The organism is Streptomyces sp. HUAS MG91 (genome assembly GCF_040529335.1).
Classification (GTDB): domain Bacteria; phylum Actinomycetota; class Actinomycetes; order Streptomycetales; family Streptomycetaceae; genus Streptomyces; species Streptomyces tabacisoli.
Genome location: NZ_CP159534.1, coordinates 7686520 through 7705043 on the forward strand (window position 1 = coordinate 7686520; position 18524 = coordinate 7705043).

The window sequence follows — 18524 nt, forward strand, 5'->3', positions numbered from 1 at the left end:
CGACCACCGGTACGCACGGGGCAGCCGATTCATTCAAGCGACCGCGCGATTACACTCCGCCGCATGCTGCGCGTACTGGCCGTCGACGACGAGGAACCCGCCCTCGCCGAACTCCTCTACCTCCTGCGCGCGGACCCTCGCGTGCACAGCGCCGAGGGCGCCACCGACGCCACCGAGGCGCTGCGCCGCATCGGCCGCGCCCTGGAGGAGGGCCCCGGCGGCGACGGCGCCGTCGACGTGCTCTTCCTCGACATCCAGATGGCCGGTCTGACGGGCCTCGACGTGGCGCGCCTCCTCGCCGGGTTCGCCCGCCCGCCGCTGGTCGTCTTCGTCACCGCGCACGAGGACTTCGCCGTCCAGGCCTTCGAACTCAAGGCCGTCGACTACCTCCTCAAACCGGTGCGCCGCGAACGCCTCGCCGAAGCCGTCGGAAGGGTCGCCGAACGGGTCCGGCTCGCCCCGCCCCCGGCCACCGTCGCCGACCGGATCCCCGTCGAACTCGGCGGCGTGACCCGCATGCTGGCGGTCGCCGACATCACCTATGCCGAGGCGCAGGGCGACTACGCCCGCCTGCACACCGCGGACGGCGCCAGCCACCTCGTCCGCGTCCCGCTGACCACCCTGGAGGAGCGCTGGCAGCCCCTCGGCTTCGTCCGCGTCCACCGCAGCCATCTCGTCGCCCTGCACCGCATCGACGAACTCCGCCTCGACGGCGCCGGGATGACCGTGCGCGTCGGCACCGCGCAGATCGCCGTCAGCCGCCGTCACACGGGCCGGGTGCGGGAGCTGCTGATGCGCCGCTCCGGCGGCTGACCAGCCCCCTTCCTCAGACACGCCATCGATGCCTACACTCCGCCCGTGTCCGAACCACGACGTGAGGTGGTGACCGGCGAGCCGCGCACCGCGCACGGCGCGACCGGTCCGCCCGGCCTGCGCACCCAGTGGGAGATCGACGAGCAGACGACGCTCGGCGCCGCGTACGTCCGCTCCCTCATGCGCAGCCAACTGCGCGCGGGCATCACCGCGTTCGTCGTCCTGGCCGCCCCGGTGGCGATCCTCCCGCTCTTCTTCGGCGCCCTGCGCAACGCGGCCGTCGAATGGCTCGTCCTCGGCTTCGGCTGCTATCCGTTCCTGGTTCTCATCGCCTGGTGGTACGTCCGCAGGGCCGAGCGCAACGAACGGGACTTCGCCGCCCTCGTCCGCGGCCGGGACACCACCGACCCCGGAGCACCGTGAACGAGGCGTACGCGATCCCCGCGGTGGCCGTCGTCGTCCTCGCCACCGTCCTCATCGGCGGCTTCGGCCTGCGCATCTCCCGCACCACGTCCGACTTCTACGTGGCCTCGCGCACCGTCGGCCCCCGGCTCAACGCCGCCGCGATCAGCGGCGAGTACCTGTCCGCGGCCTCCTTCCTCGGTGTCGCGGGCCTGGTCCTGGTGCACGGCCCGGACATGCTCTGGTACCCGGTCGGCTACACGGCGGGCCATCTGGTGCTGCTGGTCTTCGTCGCGGCCCCGCTGCGCCGCTCGGGCGCGTACACCCTCCCCGACTTCGCCGAAGGACGCCTGGAGTCCCGCCAGGTGCGCCGCGTGGTGAGCATGTTCGTCGTCGGCGCGGGCTGGCTCTATCTCGTGCCCCAGCTCCAGGGGGCCGGTCTGACGCTGCAGATCCTCACCGGGGCGCCCCGCTGGTTCGGCGCCGCTCTGGTGGCGGCCGTCGTGGTCCTGGCCGTCGCCGCCGGCGGCATGCGCTCCATCACCTTCGTGCAGGCCTTCCAGTACTGGCTGAAGCTGACGGCACTGCTGGTGCCCGTCTTCTTCCTACTCCTCGCCTGGCGCGGGCAGGGCGGCCAGCCCCCGGCACCGACCCCCGCGGAGCTGCCCACGGCCGGCGCGGGCGCCGGGCAGCCCCTCGCCACCAGCCGCGCCGACCACCCGCTCTACGCCACGTACGGCCTGATCGTCGCGACGTTCCTCGGCACCATGGGCCTCCCGCACGTCGTGGTCCGCTTCTACACGAGCCCGCACGGCCGCGCCGCCCGCCGCACGACGGTCGTGGTCCTGGCCCTCATCGGCGCCTTCTACCTGCTGCCCCCGCTCTACGGCTGGCTCGGCCGCCTCTACGTCCCCGAACTCACCACCGCCCAGGACGCGGACGCCACCGTGCTGCTGCTGCCGGGGCGGATGATCGACGGGGTCGCGGGGGACCTGCTCGGCGCGCTGGTGGCGGGCGGCGCCTTCGCCGCGTTCCTGTCCACCGCGTCGGGCCTGACCATGGCCGTGGCCGGCGTGGTCAGCCAGGACGTGCTGCCCACCCGGGGCGTGCGCCACTTCCGGCTCGGCGTGGTCCTGGCCATGGCGGTGGCCCTGGGCGGCGCCCTCCTCGTCGACGGGGTCCCGGTCGCGGACGCCGTCGGCATGGCCTTCGCGGTCTCGGCGTCGTCCTTCTGCCCCCTGCTGGTCCTCGGCATCTGGTGGCGCCGCCTGACCCCGCCCGGCGCCCTGGCCGGCCTGTTCCTGGGCGGCGGCTCGGCCCTCCTGGCCGTCACCCTCACGGTCTTCGGCGCGGCCACCTCGGGCTGGCTCCACACCCTCCTCGCCTGGCCCGCGGTCTGGTCGGTCCCGGTCGGCTTCCTCGCCATGATCCTGGTCTCCCTGGCCACCCCGTCCACGATCCTCCCGCACACCACGGCGACGATGACCCGCCTCCACCTCCCGGAATCCCTGAAGCCCTACGGCACACTCCCGTCCCGCGAGCATCAGGGGCAGCCACCACGCGACGCGACGGCCCCCAGGACGGCGAGAGGCGACGAGCAGTGACAGCCACCGGCACGGTCACGGCGACCCTCCTCGCCCTCTGCCCGATCCTCCTGGGCGCGGGCTTCCTCCTGGGCCGCAGAACGGCCCACCCCACGGGCCGCAGCGACGTGGGCACCCCCGTGGAGCGCGCCACCTTCGAAACCCTCCACACCGCGTCGCTCGCCGCCCCGGCACTGCGCGCGGGCCTCACCGAGGACACGGCCCGCAAGTCGGCCCGCCGCCTGCGCAGCCTCCTCGGCACCGAGGCCCTGGCCCTGACCAACCGCTCCACGGTCCTCGCCTGGGACGGCACGTCCGAACACCCGCACGCCAAGCACGTCATGCCGCAGCTGGAGCCCCTGCTCGCCGGCGGCCGCACCGTCGCCTTCGACTGCGGCTGCGACACGCTCGACTGCCCGCTGCGCTGGGCCGTCGCGGCCCCGGTGGTGGCCGACGGCCGCGTCCGGGGTGCCGTCGTCGCCTACGCGCCCCGCGAGTCCGCCGTCCTGGCCCGCGCCACGGACGAGGTGGCCCGCTGGGTCTCGGTCCAGCTCGAACTCGCCGAACTCGACCGCTCCCGCACCCGCCTGATCGAGGCGGAGATCAAGGCCCTGCGCGCGCAGATCTCGCCCCACTTCATCTTCAACTCCCTGGCGGCGATCGCGTCCTTCGTCCGCACCGACCCCGAACGCGCGCGCGAACTCCTGCTGGAGTTCGCCGACTTCACCCGCTACTCGTTCCGCCGCCACGGCGAGTTCACCACCCTGGCCGACGAACTGCACTCCATCGACCAGTACTTGGCTCTCGTCCGGGCCCGCTTCGGCGACCGCCTCACCGTCACCCTGCGGATCGCCCCGGAGGTCCTGCCCGTCACACTCCCGTTCCTGTGCCTCCAGCCACTCGTGGAGAACGCCGTGAAACACGGCCTGGAGGGCACGGTGACCCGCAGCCGCATCTCGATCGGGGCGACGGACGCGGGCGCGGAGGCGGAGGTCGTCATCGAGGACGACGGCGTCGGCATGGACCCCGACCGGCTGCGGGCGATCCTGCGCGGCGAGGGCGACCGCTCGACGGGCATCGGCCTGTCGAACGTGGACGAACGCCTGCGCCAGGTCTTCGGCGACGCCTACGGCCTGGTGATCGAGACGGCCGAGGGCGCGGGCACGAAGATCACCGTCCGCATCCCGAAGTACCGGGCCGGCGTCTACGCCCCCTGACCGCGGCGCGTCAGAACAGATGGATCGCCAAATGCCCCAGCGGCAGACCGAGTTGCCACGCGGGCGTCCACACCTGCGGCCCGTCCTCCTCCTCGGGCACCGGCACGGCGTCCAGGTCGGGCGCGAGCAGCTCGGTCTCCTCCAGCCATCTCCACGCCGCAGCGGCGAGCCGCAGATCCGGCGACCGGTGCCCCGTCCGGCGCGCCCGCGCCTCGCGCTCCCCGAACCTCGCCCGCACCCAGGCCTGCCACGGCTGGTCGTACGCCGTCAGCGACGACCAGGTCTCCAGCTGCGACACCACGCGGATCCCGGACAGCTCGTCACCCGCGTCGGACAGGAAGATCGTCAGGGCGAGCGCATCGCGGCCCGCCCGGAACTCGAAGGACGTGGGCGGCATCAGATCGCCGGTCCGCAGCAGCTCGTCCGCGATGTACTCGGCGTACAACCAGGCCATGGGAACGGTGAGTTCCCCCTTGGCGGCACCCGACGCGCCGCCCTCGTTTCCGTGCAACATCCCTTCCTGCCTTCCTCCGGTCCGTGCGCTTCGCCGGCCCCCGGGTCCCACCCGTCCAACTCACCGGGGAGGACAGCGGATTACTCAACCGAGGAAACAGCCCCCCGAGCAAGGCGCTTTACTGATGCTTGACTTACGGTCCGGTTTCAACGCAGGTCAGGTGCATAACCCGGAAGGACCCTCCGCAACGCCCGCAACGCGTAATACGCACGGGACTTGACGGTACCTGCGGGGATGCCGAGCGCTCGTGCGGCCTCCGCCACGCTGGCGCCCTTGAAGTAGACCTCCATGAGTACCGCCCGGTGGTCGGGGCTGAGCGTCGCCACCGCGTCGCGCACGTCGAGCGCGGCGGTGGACCGGTCGGCGTGGTCGGCGCAGACCCGGGCGTTCTCCAGCACCGCGTCACCGACCTCCGCCGGGCGGGCGAGCCGGGCCCGCCGGGCGTCGATGGCGAGCCTGCGGCCGACCGTGAACAGCCAGGGCCGCACCGACCCGTACTTCGCGTCGAGCGCCTCGGGATGCTGCCAGGCCCGTACGTACGTCTCCTGGACCAGGTCCTCCGCGCGCTGCCGGTCCCCGTCGCACAGCCGCAGCAGGAACGAGAACAGCGGCCCGCCGTGCTCGCGCTGAACCCGGGCGAGGTCGTCCTGCGTGGTGGTGGGTGTGGTGAGCGCCGTCGTCATGCGCGTATGGCAGCGCACGCCCGTGCACCCGCCCAGGGGCGGCGCGCGCATCTGCGGCGAGCGGTCGAAGCGGTCGACGAACGGTGCGGCGAACGGGGCGGGCCCTACTCCTCCGGTACGCGGTTGAGCGCCGAGCGCTTGTACGAGTACCCGAAATAGATGACGAGCCCGATCACGAACCACACGGCGAACCGCACCCAGGTCTGCCACTGGAGGAACGTGATCAGCCAGATGGAGAAGACCACCCCGACCGCGGGCACCACGGGCATCCCCGGCGTCCGGAAGGTGCGCGGCAGTTCGGGCTGCCGGTAGCGCAGCACGATCACCGCGACGCACACCACGACGAACGCCAGCAGGATCCCGATGTTGGTCAGCTCGGCCGCCTCGCCGATCGGCAGGAACCCGGCGATCGCCGCCGACGCGAACCCGACGATCCACGTCACGCGCGTCGGCACGTGCCGCGTGGGGTGTGTCTTCGCGAACCACTTCGGCAGCAGCCCGTCCCGGGACATGCTGAACCAGACACGGGTGACGCCCAACATGAACGTGAACATGACAGTCAGAATGCCGATGATCGCGCCCACCGCGATCACGTCCGCGAGGCCGCTCAGCCCGACCGCCTTGAACGCCGTCGAGAACCCGCTCTCCGGGTCGATGTCCTTGTAGTTCTGCATCCCGGTGAGCACCAGGCACGCGAGCACGTACAGCACCATCGAGATCGCCAGCGAGTACAGGATCGCCTTCGGCATGTGCCGCTGCGCGTCCTTGGACTCCTCCGCCGCCGTCGACATGGCGTCGTAGCCGAAGACCGCGAAGAACACGGTCGCGGCGCCCGTGAACGCCCCGCTGACACCGAACGGGAAGAACGGCGTGTAGTTGCCCGTGTTGATGTGGAAGAAGCCCACGCCGATCACCAGCAGCACCACGAGCACCTTGAGCACCACGACGACCGTCTCGAAGCGGGCCGCGTTCTTGATGCCGAGGGTCAGCAGGTACGCGATCAGCAGGCACAGGGCCGCCGCGAACAGGTCCACCTTGTGCCCGCTGCCGGTCCCCGGGGCTCCCAGCATCCACTTCGGCAGGTCCAGGCCCATCTCGCCGAGCAGGAAGCTGAAGTAGCCGGAGATCCCGATCGCCACGACCGCGACGATCGCCGTGTACTCCAGGAGCAGGTCCCAGCCGATGAACCAGCCCACCAGTTCGCCGAGGACCGCGTACCCGTACGTGTAGGCCGAGCCGGCCTTCGGGATGAGCCCGGCGAACTCCGCGTAGGACAGCGCGGCCGCCGCGCTCGCCACACCCGCGATCAGGAACGAGATCAGCACCGCGGGACCGGCCGTGCCGTTGGCCACCGTGCCCGCGAGGGTGAAGATGCCGGCCCCGATGATGCCGCCGACACCGATCGCGGTGAGCTGCCACAGACCCAGCGACCGGGTCAGGCCGGGCCCGTCCCCGCCGCCGGCCGCCGAGTCGTCGATCTGGTCGATGGGCTTGCGGCGCAGTACGCCCTGTCCCATCCGCAGTTTCGGTGGAGCTGTCATGAGCGCACCTCTTCGCATACGCGACGTCGGCTGATGGCCGATCATGATGCACCCAGGACGACGGCGACGGAAGAAGGCGCGCGCCGCCGTGCGTGGCCTACGGCACGACGGTGACCGGCCAGCGGCCCGCCTTCACCAGCCGCACGGCGACCGAACCGACGATGCGGTGCCCGGCCTGCTCCGACGCGCCGACGACCACGGCGTCCGCCGTGAGCTCGTCCGCCGCCGTCACCAGACCGTTGAAGGGGTCGCCGCGGAAGGTGTGGAACTCCCAGCGGACGTCGTATATGTCCTTGACCCGCTCGGAGGCCTCCCGGATCTCCGAGACGAGACTCTCCGCGATCTCGTCGGTCGTCTCCGCCACGGACACCCCGAGGGCGGCCCCGGCGGCCAGGACGGGCTGCACGTACACCACGGCGAGCAGGGCGTGCTGCCGCCGGGCCAGGCCGCCGGCGTAGGCCGCGGCCCGGAACGACGAGTCGGAGCCGTCGACACCGACGACGATCACCTTCGGGCCGTCCGTGCCGCGCTCGAACTGATGGGGGTGCTGTTCGGTCACGGCCAGAGGCTAACGGAAAGCGCTGGTGGGAGCGGCGGCGGGGCGGGCTCGGGGGGCCGGACGGGTGCTTTCGCACGTCTCATCCGGTGGTGGTGTGCGCGGTGACCCCGGCACCGTGCGACGGATGAGACATGACCAACCATCAGATTCCGCCCGGACGCCGGACGTTGCTGCGCGGGTTCACCGCCGTGGGACTGGCCGCGCTCACCGGCTGCGCCGCCGCCGACCCCGCCGGTGCCCCGGCGGCGAGCCCGAGCGCGCCGCCCGCCGCCGGCCCGCCCGCGGCCCGGCCCCTGAAACCGTCCGCGTACCGGCTCAGACCGATCACCGGATACGGCCCGCAGCGCGCGGCCCGCACCCCGCTGAGACCCCGTCACCGGCCCATTCTCGACTGGGACTTCGGACGCGGCGAGCGCGCCATGGTGCTCACCTTCGACGACGGGCCGGACCCCCGCTACACCCCCGACATCCTGCGCACCCTGCGCAAGCACGATGTCCGCGCGATGTTCTTCGTCTGCGGCGAGATGGCCGTGGACAACAAGGACCTCCTGCGCGAGATGGCCGACGACGGGCACATCGTCGGCAACCACACCTGGACGCACCCGCTGCTGACCCGGATGACGCGCTCGGGGATGCGGCCCGAGATCGAGCGGACCTGCGAGGTCGTCGAGGACGCCGTCGGCGAGCCGCCCGCCTGGTTCCGCGCCCCCTACGGCGCCTGGAACCGGGCCGCCTTCCGGCTCGGCGCCGAGCTCGGCATGGAACCCCTCGCCTGGACCGTCGACACCCTGGACTGGAACACGCCCGGCACCGGCACCATCGTGTCCCGGGTGCTGTCCGGCGCGGCCCCCGGTGTCGTCGTCCTCAACCACGACGCCGGCGGCAACCGGTCGCAGAGCGTCGCCGCGCTGCGCGAGTACCTGCCCGCGCTGCTCGACGACGGCTACCGCCTCACCGTGCCGCCGCGCCGCTCCGTCTGACCCGGACCGCGGCCGGGCGCCCGCCGGGGCCGTGCGCTCAGCGCACGGACACCAGGCGGGCGAAGACCACGACGTTCCCGTCGTAGCCGTGCTGCTTGGAGAAACCGCCGCCACAGGTGATGACCCGCAGCTCCGGAGCGCCGGTCGAGCCGTAGACCTTCTTGCCGGGGAAGGCGGACTTCTCGAAGACCTCGATGCCGTAGATCTTGAACACGGCCGTCTTCCCGTCCTTCCGCTTCACCTCGACGTGGTTTCCCTTCTTCAGGGATCCCAGACCGTAGAAGACCGCCGGGCCCTGCATGTTGTCGACGTGCCCGACGACGACGGCCGTGCCCTTCTCGCCGGGGGACACCGCGCCCGAGAACCAGCCCGCCAGGTTCGGGTCCTGCGGCGGCGGCGCGTCCACCCAGCCCTCCGCGTCGAGACCGACCGGCATCACCGGCGCGTCCACCTGGATCGCCGGGATGCGCACCCGGTCCACCGCGGAGAACGGCAGCGGATCGGGCGCCTTGGAGGTGGCCCAGGCCGGGGTACGGCTGTCCGCGGCGGCGGCCGAGGCGGGCTGCGGCGGACCGATGTCGAATTCCCCCGACCCATTGCGGATCAGGGCGAGACCGGTGAGCAGGACCAGCGCCATCACGCCCCATGGGGCGCGCTTTCTCGGCTGCTCCTCCTCTTCAAGGATTGCGTCGGACATTCGCTCATCCCCTCTGGAAACGGCGGCGAGACCGCATCCGTTGCGCGTATCAGCACGCTAAGTCGGCGGCGCGCGCCCAGCGACGGGGCAAAGGCGAACGGGTGGCCCCGACATCGCAGCTCAGAGGCCCGGTGAGCCATCCGGGTCGGTGCTTCCAGGAAATTTCTGACGGTCCGTGACCTGCGGTGATAACCGTCTTTACGGAATTCTCACGGTGTGTCGTCTCACCAGGACGGCCGATTCCCGAAATGCGGCTCTGCGCAGGGCATCTGAGGGTTCGTCTGGGAGGCGTTCTCGCCGAAATTCCCGGGGGCCGTTCCCCGGGCGCCTTCCGCGGAGGATTTCCATGCGTACCACCCGTGCCCTGGCGGTGTCCGCCGCCGCGGTCCTCGCCGTCGGACTCGCCGCTCCCGCCGCGTCGGCCTGGGAGGACCCGACCAACCTCTCCGTCTCGCCCAGCGTCGTGCCGCGCGGCGGCGAGGTGACCGTGTCGGTCGACGGGACCAAGTGCCAGTCGAACAGCACGGCGTCGTCGGACGCCTTCGGCACCATCAACCTCAGCCAGGTCCCCGGCGGCAGCCAGGCCAGCGGGACGGCGACCATCAAGCACGACGCCACGGTCGGCGCGCACGACGTGAGCGTCAGCTGCCAGGGCGCCCCGCTGATGAGACCCGCGGCCTTCACCGTCATCCACGGCGGGGTGCGCGGCGGTCTCGGCGGCTCGACCCGGACCGGCGCGACCCCGACCGACATGGCGATCGGCGGCGCCCTCGTCGCCTCGGCGCTGATCGGCGGCGGCGTGTTCTGGATGCGCCGCCGGGCCGAGGGCAGGGCGTAGGACGCGGGACACCCCCAGGACGGCGGGCCCCGACCCCCTTCGCGGGGCCCGTGCACGGGAGAGGGCCGGTGTCCCGAAGACCGAGCGGTCTTCGGGACACCGGCCCTCTCGGGGTCCGTCAGGCGTCGCCCTCGCCGGCGCGCCGGCGCGAGAAGTAGTACGCGCCGCCCAGCGCGCCCGCGATGAGCGCCGCGCCGAGACCGATCTCGTGCAGATCGAACCCGGCGAAGCTGCCGCCGACGCCCGCCTTCACGCCGTGCGGCACGGGCGGCGGCATCGGTGTCTCCTGTCTGCCCGACGCGATGGTCAGGTCGACGCTGCGCGACGGCCCGCCCTTGCACTCGAACTTCACCGTGTACAGGGCGGCCTGCTTGGCGTCCCAGTCGACGGTCGCGGTCTTCTGCCCGCTGCCGCTGTCGATCGTGACCGTGTCGAAGATGCCCGCCGAGACCGTGGTGATGTCGCTGCACCCGCTCGCGTAGAGCGTGACCTGACCGCCCGCCGCGATGGTCGTGGGCGCGACGCTGACCTGGAACGAGTTGTTGTCGCCTGCCGTCGCCGAGGGTGCGGAGAGCAGGAGGGCGGTCAGGCCGAGCGCGGCTGCCGAAGCGGTGCGTATCGCGATCATGATGGAGTTCCTCCGGGTCCACGAGGGGCAGCTGCGGACCGGTTCCGCTGGCTTGGGACAAGCACCTCGATGCCCGAAACGCTAGGGACACCCCCTTATGGGCGCGATCGGTGTCGTACGAACGGGGCATGCGTGTGGGCCGGACAGGGGACACGACGGCCCGTCGGCGTCACCCGGCGCCGGGGAACAGCATCAGGAACGGCTGGGCCGTCGCCGCCACCCCGCGGCTGTAGGGCGCGTCGAAGTCCCAGATGAGGAAGAGCAGGAAGGCGATCAGCGCGGAGAACAGCCCGGCGAGGATCAGCTCGCGGGGTGTGCGGCGGATCTGCAGGGCGAAGATCATGCCGATGGTGACCAGGGCGCCGGTGATGAGGCCGAACCAGACCACGCCCGGCATGGTGGCGCCCGTGGAGTCGGCGCGGGCGTTACGGGCGTCGTCGGCGGCGGTCACCTGGTCGAGCAGCGGCTGATAGGCCTGGGCCTCGAAGTCGTTCTTCGGCACGTAGTCGGTGACGTCGTGCCTGACCTTGTCGAGCAGCTGGGTGCCCTTGTCGGTCAGCTCGCCCTTGGTGCGCATGGTGTGCCACTCGGTGGTCACGACATGGCTGACATATGTGTCGACATCCGCGCGGATCCGGTCCCGGACGGCGGGCGGGTAGACCCGGACGCGCTCGTGGATCTCGTGCAGGGCCTGCGCCTCGTTGCGGACGTGGTCCTGGGCGGCGCTGCGGGCCTCCCAGACGCCCGCGATGGCCAGACCCAGGACGATCGCGTAGACCACGCCGATCATCATCGTCATGTACTCGATCACGTCCGGGGTCTCGGAGGGATCGTCGTCGTCGCCGATTCTGCGCTGTTGCAGGACCTGGACGGCGAGCACGATCGCGCACGCGGCGACCATGGCGAGGGCGAGAACAAGCCATTCCGACATCGTTTACCTCACGAGAAGATCAGCGGGGGCGCAGCGCGGCGACCGCGAGCACCGCGGGCGCGGTGATGAGCAGGGTGAGCGTGACCAGGGACGGACCGCTCCGGGGCGGCGCGCGGTGGACCGCGGGGCGATAGGCCGGGTAGTGCACGGGCTTCGGGGTCGCCTTCGGTGTCGGCTTCGGCGTGGGGCTCTTGGTGGGCGTGGGAGTGGGTGTCGGCGTCGGAGTGGGGGTCGGGGTGGGCGTCGGTGTGGGGGCCGGAGGCGGCGCAGGGGCCGCGCGCGGCGGTTCCGGTGTCGGGGTCGGCCGGGGCGGTGGTGGCGGCGGGGGCGGTGGTGGCGGGGGTGGTGGCTTCGGCGGTGTCGGCTTGGGCGTGGGCGTCTTGGGCGGGGGCGTGCTGGGGCCCGCACTGCAGAAGCCGCCGTCGCCGGAGACTGCCACGGCGCCGCCCGTCGGCCCGCCGTCGACGGACGCGTACGCGCAGCTGTCGGACGGGGCGAGGGCCGACGCCGCCGCGGCGGGCACGCCGCACAGCCAGGCCGTGAGCAGCGCCGCGAGGACGCGTGGGACCAGGCCGGAGGAACGGCGTCCGGCCCGCTGGGTTCGATGCACGACGGAGAGCATGGGCACCGGCGCGCTCCGGCACGCCGTGATCGGCTCGGATTGCCCCGAAGGAGGGGCGTGGGAGCACTTCTGGTTTGCGCGCCCCACGAGGGTGTCCGGGAGAAATCTTGGGCCGCGTTGAACGCACCGGGCACCGCCGCGCGTAACTAGGGCCATGTGCGAACCCGACCGGGATCGCACAACACCCAAGCAATCAGCGGGAGTTGATGATGAAGACCTCCTGGCGGAGCGCCTCGCTCGCAGCGACAGGTGCGGCCTTGCTGGCGCTGACGACGGCGTGCGGTCAGGACACGGGCGCCCAGAACACGACCGGGCAGAACGTGGGCAACGCGTCCAAGGCGCAAGGCGGTTACGGATCCAGCGGCTCCGACGCCTACGGCTCGTCGGGCGACAGCTCCGCGAGCCCCGCCGCCAAGGCCGAGCCGGCCGGTCAACTCGCCGCGTGGGACAGCAAGAAGCTCGGCAAGGTGCTCACCGACAGCAAGGGGATGACGCTCTACCGCTTCGACAAGGACACCGCGAAGCCGCCCAAGTCCACCTGTGACGCGGCCTGCCTGAAGACCTGGCCGGCGGTGCCCGCGAGCGGCGCCGAGGCCCCCACCGGGGTCGACTCCGCCCTGCTCGGCTCGGTGGCCGCGGCGGACGGCACGAAACAGCTCACCGTCGCCGGGTGGCCCGTCTACCGGTACGCCATGGACACCAGCCCCGGCGACGCCAAGGGCCAGGGAGTCGGCGGCGTGTGGTTCGCGGCCGCGCCCAACGGCAAGAAGGCGAGCCCGGCCGCGGCCGCCGCCCCCGCGGACCCGAAGGGCCTGTCCACCCGCAAGGACCCGAAGCTGGGCGAGATCGTCGTCGACAAGAACGGCATGACGGTCTACCGCTTCCTCAAGGACTCCGCGTGGCCCATCAAGTCCAACTGCGTGGGCGCGTGCGCGACGAAGTGGCCCGCCGTCGAACCGGTCGCCAAGAACGACACCAAGAGCATTCCGCTGAAGGGATTCATGGCCTTCACCAGGCCCGACGGCGGCAAACAGCAGACACTGAACTGCTGGCCGGTCTACACCTTCTCCGGCGACAAGAAGCCGGGGGACACCAACGGCCAGGGCGTCGGCGGTACGTGGTACGCGGCCTCCCCGGCGGGAAAGCCGGTGGGCGCGCCCAAGTGACGCTCCGCAGACACGGGCAGTGAATCGAGTAACAACCCAGGAGGGGCCGGTGCGTCCGGCGCGCGGCTCACAGTAGAGTCGTCAAGGATTTGGCGAATCGCCGGTCCGTTCCCACGCGGCCAAGTGATGGTCATGCGGGGGGAACGGACCGGTTCTTTTCGGTTGGGAAAGAGACGGTTTCGGGGTGGTTTCGCAGTGCCGCCAATTGGCACGGGCCGCAGGTGGTGACCGAGAACGGACGGTCAATTTCCGTTTTGGCTCGCTCCTTTGTCGGTTGATCAGTAGCCTCGCCTCGAACACCGGATCGCCTACGCCTTGGAGAGTTTGATGGAGCGTCCTGCCTGGGCCCCGCAGGGCATCGACATCACGGTGCCCAGTGTGTCCCGGATCTACGACTACTACCTGGGCGGTTCGCACAACTTCGAGGTCGACCGGGAAGCCGCCCGCAAGGCCATGGAGTTCCTGCCGGGCCTGCCCAAGATCATGCAGGCGAACCGGGCGTTCATGCGGCGGGCGGTGCGCTACGCCGCGGACCAGGGCGTCAGCCAGTTCCTCGACATCGGCTCGGGCATCCCCACCTTCGGCAATGTGCACGAGGTGGCCCAGCGGGCCCGGCCGGGCGCCCGGGTCGTCTACGTCGACCACGACCCGGTCGCCGTCGCGCACAGCAGAGCCGTCCTGGACGGCAACCCCGACACCGCCGTCCTCGCGGCCGATCTGCGCGGTCCGCGCGAGATCCTGCACAGCGCCGAGATCCGCGAACTCCTCGACCTGAAGCGGCCGGTCGCGCTGCTCCTGATCGCCGTACTGCACTTCATCGAGGACGCCGACGACCCGTACGGCGCGGTGGCCGAACTCAGTGAGGCGCTCGCGCCCGGCAGCCTGTTGATCGTGACGCACGCCTCCTTCGAGGGAATGCCCATACCGACGGAAGAGGCCGGCGGCGCGGTCGACGTCTACCGCGACGATGTCCGCAATCCGCTGATCATGCGGGACCGTGAGGAGATCGCACGGTTCTTCAAGGGGTACGAGATGGTCGAGCCCGGCATCGTCCCGATACCGGAATGGCGGCCGGAGAACGCGCCGCAGGACATCACGGACGCGGATCCGTACACATTCGCGGGCTATGTGGGAGTGGGGCGCAAGGCGTGAGCGAAGAGCCGGGCGGACCGGAAGACAGACTGCGCAGGTTCGCCACGATCTGGAGCCGGGCCATCTTCCCGGTGACGGCGACGTCCCTGACCAGGCCCGAGTTCGAGGAGGAACTCGTCCCGCTGGCGCGCGAGCTGCGGGCGGCACTGGCGGCGCGGACGCTGAACGCGGCGCACGGGCAGGCCGTCGGAGCCGCGCTCGTCGACGCGCACTGCACCGACCCCGAGGCGCTCAGCCGCACCCTCGGCGTGGTCGACTCCTATCTCGTCCTGTACTGCGGCGAGGAGGCGGACACCCCCGAGCGCGAGGACGATCTGCGGGCCCGGTGCGCCCGCATCCAGCACGCCGTCGCCGCCGGATTCGCCGCCGCGCTGCGCGAGCGCACCCTCGCCGAGCAGGAGGCCATCTCGCGGGCCGCGCTGAACGCGCGCAGCGCCGTCGCCGAGGCCCTGCACGCGAGCGAGGCCCGGTTCCGCGCGGTGTTCCACGGCGCCGCGATCGGCATCGCCATCGCCTCGCTCGACGGCACGGTCCTCGAGGTGAACGACGCGCTGGTGCGGATGTTCGGCGGCAGCGAGGGCACGCTGCGCGGCCGCAACCTCCGCGACTGGACCCACCCCGACGACGCCCCGCAGGTCTGGCACCTCTACCAGGAGCTGGTGCGCGGCGACCGCGAGCACTACCGGGTGGAGAAGGCGTTCTACCGCCCCGACGGCACCGCCCTGTGGACCAACCTGACGATGTCGCTGCTGCGCGACAAGGACGGCGAGCCGCAGTACCAACTCGCGCTGATGGAGGACACGACCGAGCGCCGGCTGCTGAACCTGCGGCTGCGCTACGAGGCCACGCACGACGCGCTGACCGGCCTGCCCAACCGCACCCTGTTCTTCGAACGCCTGGAGAAGGTGCTCGGCGCGGGCGAGGGCCGTCGCTTCGGCCTGTGCTACCTCGACCTCGACGGTTTCAAGACCATCAACGACAGCCTCGGCCACGCGGTCGGCGACCGGCTCCTCGTCGAGGTCGCCGATCGGCTCCAGGCTTGTGCCACCGCGCGCGGCGAGATGGTGGCCCGGCTCGGCGGCGACGAGTTCGTGGCGCTGACCACCGGCTCCGACACCCAGAGCGAGGTCGACGAGCTCGCGGGCCGCATCATGAACGCGCTGGCCACCCCCATCCGCATAGACGGCCGCGAACTCACGGTGCGCGGCTCGATCGGCGTCGTCGAGGGCCCGGCCGCCGACCGCAGCCCCGCCGAGGTGCTGCGCAGCGCCGACATCACGATGTACCGGGCCAAGTCCGCCGGCGGCAACCGCTACGAGCTGGCCGACCCGGAGGCCGACGCCCGCGCCATCACCCGGCACGGTCTGACGACGGCGCTGCCCGCCGCCCTCGATCGCGGCGAGTTCTTCATCGAGTACCAGCCCCTGGTCCACCTCGGCGACGGCAGCGTCCGCGGCGCCGAGGCCCTGGTCCGCTGGCTGCACCCGCAGCACGGCGTCCTCGGCCCCGACCGCTTCATCCCGCTCGCCGAGCACACCGGGCTCATCGTGCCGCTCGGCCGCTGGGTCCTCGAGGAATCGGTCCGCCAGGCCTGCGTCTGGCAGGACCGGCACGAGGACGCGGGTCCGCTGCGCATCAACGTCAACCTGTCGCCGAAGCAGCTCACGCACCCCGGGCTCGTCTCCGACACGGTCGACATCCTGGAACGCTCCGGCCTCGAACCCGGCGCGCTCTGCCTCGAAGTCACCGAGTCGGCGCTGATCGGCGCCGACGACGACCTGCTCAAGCCCCTGCGCCGGCTCTCCGAGATGGGCGTCGACATAGCGCTGGACGACTTCGGCACCGGTTACTCGAACCTCGCGAACCTGCGCCGGCTGCCGGTCAACGTGCTCAAGCTGGACCGTTCCTTCACCCAGGGGATGCAGCAGTTCCCCGCGGACCCCGTCGACCTGAAGATAGTGGAGGGCATCGTCTCGCTCGCCCACAGCCTGGACCTCGCGGTCACGGTCGAGGGCGTGGAGACCGGCGCCCAGGCCGAGCAGCTGAGGGAGCTGGGCTGCGACACGGCCCAGGGCTGGTACTACGCCCGTCCGGGCCCGCCGGACCGCCTGCACGAGCTGGCGCTCGCCGACGCCACGGGGTGAGCCGGTGACCGTCCGCTGGGCGTACGCGTTCATCGACCGGCCCTACGAGAAGTTCGGCGCCGCCTGCGACTTCTGGGCGCGCGTGACGCGGACCCGGCGGTCCGAACTGCGCGGTGAGCGGGGGCAGTTCGCGACGCTGGTGCCGTACGCGGGTGAGGGCGACCCGTGCGTCAAGGTGCAGGGGGTCGCGGACGGGCCGGGCGGTGCGCACATCGATCTCGCCGTGGACGACGTCCCGGGGGAGTCGGCGCGGGCGCGTGCCCTCGGTGCTCAACTCGTCTTCGCCGAGGACGGGTTGGCGGTGCTGCGCTCGCCCGGCGGCCATCTGTTCTGTCTGGTGCCGTGGCTGGGGGAGCGGGTGGTGCCCGGCGGGGACGATGTGGCCGGGCGGCTCGATCAGGTGTGCCTGGACACGTCGCCGGAGGTGTACGCGGCGGAGGTCGACTTCTGGGCCGGGCTGACCGGGTGGCCCGAAGTGCCGTGCCGCAGCCCGGAGTTCCGCCTGCTGGGGGCGAGCCCGATCCAGCTTCTGCTCCAGCGCCTCGACTCGGCCGCGCCTGCGTCGGCCCATCTCGACCTGGCCTGCGCGGATCGGGCTCGCGCCCGGGCGTGGCATGTCGGTGCCGGGGCCGTTGTGGTGGGCGAGGGCCGTAGCTGGTCGGTGCTTAGGGACCCCTCCGATGGCCTGTACTGCCTGACGGACCGCACGCCGTAGGGCCTGCGGCGCACCTGGGCCGTCGTCCGTCCGCGCCTCACGTCGTGGCCGGCCGCGCAGTTCCCCGCGCCCCTGGGCGGTTCGTCACGCGCGCCCCGGTGGCCGCTTCTCGCGCAGTTCCCCGCGCCCCTGAGGCATGCGCTGCCGCGCAGCCTCCCCTTGAGGCTGCGCTCCGCGCACCTCTCCCCGGAGGCCGCGGCTTCGCCGCGCCTCTTCTGATGGGGCGCCGCACGGGGCGCGCCTCTCCGGCGAGGTATCGCGCGAGGTGCGCCTCTCCTGATGAGATGGCGCACGCAGTGCGCATCTCAGGGGCGCGGGGAACTGCGCGAGAAGCGGCCGCCGGGGCGCGGACGAACGACAAGCCAGGGGCGCGGGGAACCGCGCAGTCGGGCCGCGCCTGAGGTGGGCGTCAGGTGTCCCGTTCCACCAGCATCCGCTGAAGCTCCCGAGCAGCCCGCGGCGGCGCCACGTCCGACCGATGGGCCAGCGCGATGGTCCGGCGCAACCCGGGCCGGGCCAGCGGAGTCACCCGGAGATCGGACCCGGCCCGCATCGCCACCATCGACGGCACCACGGCGACCCCCAGCCCCGCCCGCACGAACCCCAGCACCGCATCCATCTCCCCGCCCTCCACCGCGAAGTCCGGCTCGAACCCCTCCGCCCGGCACGCCGCGACGGTCAGCTCCCGCAGGTCGTACCCGTGCCGGAACATGACCAGCCGCTCGCCCTCCAGATCGGCGATGCGCACGGACCGCCGCCCGTGCCCGGGCCGCGGCGCGTTCGGCGACGACACGACGACCAGCTCCTCGCGCAGCAGCTCCACGGTGGTCAGCGCGGGCGCCGGCGCCGGAAGCGGCAGCACGACCAGGGCCAGATCGAGCGCCCCGCGGGCCAGCTCCCGTACGAGGTCGTGCGAGCCGCCCTCCTCGATCAGCAGCTGGATCCCCGGATAGCGGTCGTGGAAGGCGCGCAGCACGTCCGGGAGCAGGCCCGTGCACAGCGACGGCGTCGCCCCGAGCCGCACCCGGCCCCGCCGCAGCTGCGCCAGCTCCTGCACCTCGTGCCGGGCCGTGTCCGCGTCGGCCAGGATCCGCCGGGCCGTCGGCAGCAGCGCCTCGCCGGCGTCCGTGAGCGTGATGTTTCCCCGCGCCCGCTGGAAGAGATCGACCCCCAGCTCCCGCTCCAGCGCCCGGATCTGCTGGGACAGCGACGGCTGGGCGACATGCACCAGCTCGGCGGCGCGGGTGAAGTGCCGGGTCTCCGCAACCGCGACGAAGTACTGGAGCTGCTGGAACTGCATACCGGCCACTGTACCGGCACGATAGTCACAGCCTATGGA

Annotated in this window: 19 protein-coding genes; 10 read left to right on the forward strand and 9 right to left on the reverse strand. The window is 72.0% G+C overall.

All coding sequences use genetic code 11. From position 1 onward, the window contains the following. Positions 1 to 63 precede the first annotated feature (63 nt). From ABII15_RS34720 to ABII15_RS34735, 4 genes are all read left to right on the forward strand, one after another. Complete coding sequence (locus tag ABII15_RS34720; RefSeq protein WP_353946245.1) at positions 64 to 813, forward strand: LytTR family DNA-binding domain-containing protein; 750 nt, start codon at positions 64 to 66, stop codon at positions 811 to 813. Between the two features lie 69 nt (positions 814 to 882). Next, positions 883 to 1236: a hypothetical protein gene (locus tag ABII15_RS34725; RefSeq protein WP_353947296.1), complete on the forward strand. Its 354-nt coding sequence runs from the start codon at positions 883 to 885 to the stop codon at positions 1234 to 1236. After that, positions 1233 to 2819 (forward strand): cation acetate symporter, encoded by a 1587-nt coding sequence (locus ABII15_RS34730; RefSeq protein WP_353946246.1) that lies wholly within the window; start codon positions 1233 to 1235, stop codon positions 2817 to 2819. The genes ABII15_RS34725 and ABII15_RS34730 overlap by 4 nt, the downstream gene beginning before the upstream one ends. Further along, the gene (locus tag ABII15_RS34735) at positions 2816 to 4015 is read left to right on the forward strand and encodes a histidine kinase (RefSeq protein ID WP_353946247.1); all 1200 of its coding nucleotides are present in this window, start codon (positions 2816 to 2818) and stop codon (positions 4013 to 4015) included. The genes ABII15_RS34730 and ABII15_RS34735 overlap by 4 nt, the downstream gene beginning before the upstream one ends. A gap of 10 nt (positions 4016 to 4025) precedes the next feature. Here ABII15_RS34735 and ABII15_RS34740 read toward each other — a convergent pair whose 3' ends face one another. The 4 genes from ABII15_RS34740 to ABII15_RS34755 form a co-directional block, all read right to left on the reverse strand. Then, entirely contained in the window at positions 4026 to 4529 is a 504-nt protein-coding gene (locus ABII15_RS34740) for a hypothetical protein (protein ID WP_353946248.1), read from the reverse strand. Between the two features lie 146 nt (positions 4530 to 4675). Next, the gene (locus ABII15_RS34745; RefSeq protein WP_353946249.1) at positions 4676 to 5212 is read right to left on the reverse strand and encodes a sigma-70 family RNA polymerase sigma factor; all 537 of its coding nucleotides are present in this window, start codon (positions 5210 to 5212) and stop codon (positions 4676 to 4678) included. Positions 5213 to 5316: 104 nt separating this feature from the next. Beyond that, positions 5317 to 6753: an amino acid permease gene (locus ABII15_RS34750; protein WP_353946250.1), complete on the reverse strand. Its 1437-nt coding sequence runs from the start codon at positions 6751 to 6753 to the stop codon at positions 5317 to 5319. Between the two features lie 97 nt (positions 6754 to 6850). Then, on the reverse strand, positions 6851 to 7312 hold the full coding sequence (locus tag ABII15_RS34755; RefSeq protein ID WP_353946251.1) for a universal stress protein: 462 nt from the start codon (positions 7310 to 7312) through the stop codon (positions 6851 to 6853). Between the two features lie 131 nt (positions 7313 to 7443). On the opposite strand from ABII15_RS34755, the gene ABII15_RS34760 reads away from it, so the two are divergent. Further along, positions 7444 to 8292, forward strand: coding sequence for a polysaccharide deacetylase family protein (locus tag ABII15_RS34760; RefSeq protein WP_353946252.1), 849 nt, complete (start codon positions 7444 to 7446; stop codon positions 8290 to 8292). A gap of 37 nt (positions 8293 to 8329) precedes the next feature. Here the strand turns inward: ABII15_RS34760 and ABII15_RS34765 are convergent, their stop codons facing one another. Beyond that, a complete protein-coding gene (locus ABII15_RS34765) occupies positions 8330 to 8989 on the reverse strand; it encodes a class F sortase (RefSeq protein WP_353946253.1) in 660 nt (219 codons plus the stop codon). Between the two features lie 346 nt (positions 8990 to 9335). Between ABII15_RS34765 and ABII15_RS34770 the strand changes: the two genes are divergently transcribed. Continuing rightward, on the forward strand, positions 9336 to 9827 hold the full coding sequence (locus tag ABII15_RS34770; RefSeq protein ID WP_353946254.1) for a hypothetical protein: 492 nt from the start codon (positions 9336 to 9338) through the stop codon (positions 9825 to 9827). Positions 9828 to 9945: 118 nt separating this feature from the next. Here the strand turns inward: ABII15_RS34770 and ABII15_RS34775 are convergent, their stop codons facing one another. The 3 genes from ABII15_RS34775 to ABII15_RS34785 form a co-directional block, all read right to left on the reverse strand. Next, positions 9946 to 10455, reverse strand: a complete 510-nt coding sequence (locus ABII15_RS34775; protein ID WP_353946255.1) for a hypothetical protein — start codon at positions 10453 to 10455, stop codon at positions 9946 to 9948. A 169-nt stretch (positions 10456 to 10624) separates the two neighbouring features. Then, entirely contained in the window at positions 10625 to 11386 is a 762-nt protein-coding gene (locus ABII15_RS34780; protein ID WP_353946256.1) for a hypothetical protein, read from the reverse strand. A gap of 19 nt (positions 11387 to 11405) precedes the next feature. Next, positions 11406 to 11996 carry a hypothetical protein gene (locus ABII15_RS34785; protein WP_353946257.1) on the reverse strand — a complete coding sequence of 197 codons (591 nt, stop codon included), beginning with the start codon at positions 11994 to 11996 and terminating at the stop codon, positions 11406 to 11408. A gap of 221 nt (positions 11997 to 12217) precedes the next feature. Between ABII15_RS34785 and ABII15_RS34790 the strand changes: the two genes are divergently transcribed. The 4 genes from ABII15_RS34790 to ABII15_RS34805 all read left to right on the forward strand — a co-directional run bounded on the left by ABII15_RS34790 (position 12218) and on the right by ABII15_RS34805 (position 17185). Continuing rightward, entirely contained in the window at positions 12218 to 13174 is a 957-nt protein-coding gene (locus ABII15_RS34790) for an SCO0930 family lipoprotein (protein ID WP_353947297.1), read from the forward strand. Between the two features lie 327 nt (positions 13175 to 13501). Next, the gene (locus tag ABII15_RS34795) at positions 13502 to 14326 is read left to right on the forward strand and encodes an SAM-dependent methyltransferase (protein ID WP_353946258.1); all 825 of its coding nucleotides are present in this window, start codon (positions 13502 to 13504) and stop codon (positions 14324 to 14326) included. Further along, positions 14323 to 16470 (forward strand): EAL domain-containing protein, encoded by a 2148-nt coding sequence (locus tag ABII15_RS34800; RefSeq protein WP_353946259.1) that lies wholly within the window; start codon positions 14323 to 14325, stop codon positions 16468 to 16470. Before ABII15_RS34795 ends, ABII15_RS34800 begins: the two co-directional genes overlap by 4 nt. Positions 16471 to 16474: 4 nt before the next feature. Then, on the forward strand, positions 16475 to 17185 hold the full coding sequence (locus ABII15_RS34805) for a VOC family protein (protein WP_353946260.1): 711 nt from the start codon (positions 16475 to 16477) through the stop codon (positions 17183 to 17185). Positions 17186 to 17594: 409 nt separating this feature from the next. Here ABII15_RS34805 and ABII15_RS34810 read toward each other — a convergent pair whose 3' ends face one another. Next, positions 17595 to 18485, reverse strand: coding sequence for a LysR substrate-binding domain-containing protein (locus tag ABII15_RS34810; protein ID WP_353946261.1), 891 nt, complete (start codon positions 18483 to 18485; stop codon positions 17595 to 17597). Positions 18486 to 18524: the final 39 nt, after the last annotated feature.

Excerpts from the sequence above, each read along its gene's own strand:
- ABII15_RS34720 (WP_353946245.1), top strand. The coding sequence starts at position 64 with ATGCTGCGCGTACTGGCCGTCGACGACGAGGAACCCGCCCTCGCCGAA.
- ABII15_RS34740 (WP_353946248.1), bottom strand. The coding sequence starts at position 4,529 with ATGTTGCACGGAAACGAGGGCGGCGCGTCGGGTGCCGCCAAGGGGGAA.
- ABII15_RS34745 (WP_353946249.1), bottom strand. The coding sequence starts at position 5,212 with ATGACGACGGCGCTCACCACACCCACCACCACGCAGGACGACCTCGCC.
- ABII15_RS34750 (WP_353946250.1), bottom strand. The coding sequence starts at position 6,753 with ATGACAGCTCCACCGAAACTGCGGATGGGACAGGGCGTACTGCGCCGC.
- ABII15_RS34760 (WP_353946252.1), top strand. The coding sequence starts at position 7,444 with ATGACCAACCATCAGATTCCGCCCGGACGCCGGACGTTGCTGCGCGGG.
- ABII15_RS34765 (WP_353946253.1), bottom strand. The coding sequence starts at position 8,989 with ATGTCCGACGCAATCCTTGAAGAGGAGGAGCAGCCGAGAAAGCGCGCC.
- ABII15_RS34770 (WP_353946254.1), top strand. The coding sequence starts at position 9,336 with ATGCGTACCACCCGTGCCCTGGCGGTGTCCGCCGCCGCGGTCCTCGCC.
- ABII15_RS34775 (WP_353946255.1), bottom strand. The coding sequence starts at position 10,455 with ATGATCGCGATACGCACCGCTTCGGCAGCCGCGCTCGGCCTGACCGCC.
- ABII15_RS34780 (WP_353946256.1), bottom strand. The coding sequence starts at position 11,386 with ATGTCGGAATGGCTTGTTCTCGCCCTCGCCATGGTCGCCGCGTGCGCG.
- ABII15_RS34790 (WP_353947297.1), top strand. The coding sequence starts at position 12,218 with ATGAAGACCTCCTGGCGGAGCGCCTCGCTCGCAGCGACAGGTGCGGCC.
- ABII15_RS34795 (WP_353946258.1), top strand. The coding sequence starts at position 13,502 with ATGGAGCGTCCTGCCTGGGCCCCGCAGGGCATCGACATCACGGTGCCC.
- ABII15_RS34810 (WP_353946261.1), bottom strand. The coding sequence starts at position 18,485 with ATGCAGTTCCAGCAGCTCCAGTACTTCGTCGCGGTTGCGGAGACCCGG.